At 37.9% G+C, this 2971-nt stretch carries 3 protein-coding genes; 2 read left to right on the top strand and 1 reads right to left on the bottom strand.

Annotated features, from left to right (window positions below; all coding sequences use genetic code 11):
- Nucleotides 1-42: 42 nt before the first annotated feature.
- Nucleotides 43-1233, top strand: coding sequence for a DUF3570 domain-containing protein (locus WFK35_RS21890; RefSeq protein ID WP_336734680.1), 1191 nt, complete (start codon nucleotides 43-45; stop codon nucleotides 1231-1233).
- 69 nt (nucleotides 1234-1302) lie between these two features.
- Nucleotides 1303-1998, top strand: coding sequence for a VIT1/CCC1 transporter family protein (locus WFK35_RS21885; protein WP_288459037.1), 696 nt, complete (start codon nucleotides 1303-1305; stop codon nucleotides 1996-1998).
- 68 nt (nucleotides 1999-2066) lie between these two features.
- On the opposite strand, the gene WFK35_RS21880 is transcribed toward WFK35_RS21885, so the two are convergent.
- Nucleotides 2067-2834: a methyltransferase domain-containing protein gene (locus WFK35_RS21880; protein WP_336734678.1), complete on the bottom strand. Its 768-nt coding sequence runs from the start codon at nucleotides 2832-2834 to the stop codon at nucleotides 2067-2069.
- Nucleotides 2835-2971 lie beyond the last annotated feature (137 nt).

Below are 2971 nucleotides of genomic sequence, written 5' to 3'. Positions count from 1 at the left end.
CAATTAAGAAAAGAGAATGGTAAAAATTTAATGTGATCTACAATGAAAAAAATAATCATAAGTGTTGTTGCTCTTTTCGGAATTTTTAATGCAAAAGCACAGGAAAACACAAATAACGAACAGCCCAAAAAGCTGACTTTTGATGAAGCTAATTTAGTTTCTAGTTACTACAAACAGGACGGAAACAATTCTGCCGTTACAGGAGGAATCGGTTCAGAAAAACTGACCGATGTTTCCAACACGATTGATGTAACGATGGTAAAATACGATAAAAAAGACCGTAAAAATAAATTCAATGTAAGTGTCGGGATCGATCATTATACTTCCGCATCTTCGGATATGATTGATCTGAAAGCCAATTCATCGGCTTCGCACGCAGACAACAGAATTTATCCTGCATTAAGCTGGAGCCGTGAAAATACCGAAAAAGGAACGACTTTAATGGCAGGAGTTTCTACCTCTTTCGAATTCGATTATACCTCATACGGGGCAAACATCGGGTTTTCACAAAAAACGAAAAACCGAATGGGAGAGTTTACGGCTAAATTTCAGACCTTTCTGGATCAGGTAAAATTAGTCACTCCGATTGAACTGAGAACAGGAAGCAATACGGGAAAAGAACATGATGATTACGGAACCAGCGGAAGAAATACCTTTGCTTTGTCTTTGGCGTATTCACAGATCATCAATCAGAATTTTCAGGTTGAATTTCTGGCGGACGGAGTTCAGCAGACCGGATATTTAAGCCTGCCGTTCCACAGGGTTTACTTTAATGATAAATCGGTTCATCAGGAAGCGTTGCCGGATAAAAGATTTAAAATTCCTTTGGGAGTAAGAGCGAATTATTTCCTTGGAGACAAGGTGATTTTGAGAGCGTATTATCGTTATTACACAGACGATTGGGGCTTGAAATCCAATACGTTCAGTTTAGAAACACCGGTGAAAGTGTCTCCTTTTGTTTCGGTGAGTCCTTTCTATCGTTATTATTCTCAGACTGCGGCTAAATATTTTGCGCCTTATCAGCAGCATACCGCCTTTGATGATTTCTACACCAGCAATTATGATCTGTCAAAATTCGACAGCCATTTTTACGGAGCAGGAATCAGAATCAGTCCGAAAAACGGTTTATTCGGGGTAGAACGACTGAATATGCTGGAAATACGATATGGACATTATACGAAATCGATCGGAATGAAATCTGATATTATTTCGTTAAATTTAAGGTTTAAATAAAAAATCAGTTTAATTTTGACTTGTTAACATAATTAGCAAGTCATTTTTTTAACTTAAAAACTAAAGTGTATGCATCATCAGTTGGAAAAACATTATGTGAACAGAGTAGGCTGGCTTCGTGCAGCAGTTTTGGGAGCGAATGACGGATTATTATCAACCACAAGTATCGTTATTGGTGTTGCAGCAGCCACACCCGAAAGAAATACCATCATTCTTGCCGCACTCGCCGGAATGATTGCCGGAGCGATGTCTATGGCTGCAGGAGAATATGTATCGGTAAGTTCGCAGGAAGATACCGAGAAAGCAGATCTCCTTCGCGAAAAGCGGGAACTTGAAGAAATGCCGGAAGTCGAACTTCTGGAACTGGCTAAAATTTATGAAAAAAGAGGCGTAAGCAAAGAAACAGCTTTGAAAGTAGCTACAGAACTTACGGAACACGATGCTTTGGCGGCACATGCTCATGACGAGCTTGGAATTAACGAAATTACTCAGGCTAAACCGTTACAGGCTGCTTTGGCGTCATTCGGTTCTTTTGCTTTGGGAGCGTTACTGCCGTTTATCGTTTCACTGGTGGCTCCCTTAAAGGAAATGGTGTATTTTCAATATGGTTTTTCTATTATATTTCTGATGATTCTGGGCGCTATTTCAGCAAGAACAGGAGGCTCAAAAATAGGAATCGCCGTTCTCAGAATTTGTTTCTGGGGAACGGTTGCCATGGGAATTACGGCTTTAATCGGGCATCTTTTCGGGGTTACGGTAGCTTAATCTTAAAATATTTTCTATAAATTGAAATCGCGGAGAATGTATTTTCCGCGATTTTATTTTTAAAGGACTTATACTTTTCTTCCATACATTAAAATTCTTTTGAAAGAATAAACTGCCGGAAGCTTAGGGAAATTTTTCTGAATCCTCCGTTTAAATTCTGTCTTAAAATTTTTCTGCTCATCCTCCGAAAGTCTTTCCAGATAAGGAATTAATGCAGATCCCGAAATGAAATTAAATAGCGTTTCATGATCTTCCGCGATAATAGGATACACCTTCTGAAATATATTTAAATTTTCAAGTCCGTTTTCAAATAGAATCTGTACGTATTCGTCAATGGTTAAAACAGAAGAAGGACGGTTCCATCCGTTTAATTGTGTTTTGAAAGGTTCCTCATCCGACATTTCAGACAAAATCTGATTGAGAATATTTCCCGGCTGATAAGGCATTTGGATTGCAAGTTGTCCGTTACAGTTCAGTTTTGAAATCAGTTTCGGGAATAATTCGTGATGATTATCAGACCACTGCAAAGCCGCATTGCTGAAGATCAAATCCCAGTTTTCATCACTTTCCAAAATTTCTTCTGTTGTCGCCTGTCTGAAATGAAGACGTTCATTTTCAAGACTTTTTGATTGCTCAAGCATTTCGGCAGAAGAATCTATTCCGATAAATACAGCTTCGGGAAATTTTTCAGCTAATATTGCAGTCTGTTCTCCGGTTCCGCATCCCAGATCAATAGCCTTCATAGATTTTTCATCTTTAATTAAATCTGAAAGATCAAAAAAAGGTTTATAGCGAATGTTTTTAAACTGATTGTAAATTTCAGGATTCCAGGGCATAATTTTGTTGATTTAATGTAACTAAATTTACGAAATTATACATTGACAGCATAGATTAACATTTTAGCTTGTTATTCTGATCTAAAAGTAGCGAAAAAAGATTGAAAGATTCGTGCTTAGATCCTTTCAGGATGACA

The sequence above is a fragment of the Chryseobacterium sp. VD8 genome, assembly GCF_037149975.1.
In the GTDB taxonomy this organism is placed as follows: Bacteria; Bacteroidota; Bacteroidia; order Flavobacteriales; family Weeksellaceae; genus Chryseobacterium; species Chryseobacterium indicum.
Note: the sequence above shows the minus strand (reverse complement) of the source record. Positions and strands in the feature narration are given on the sequence as shown.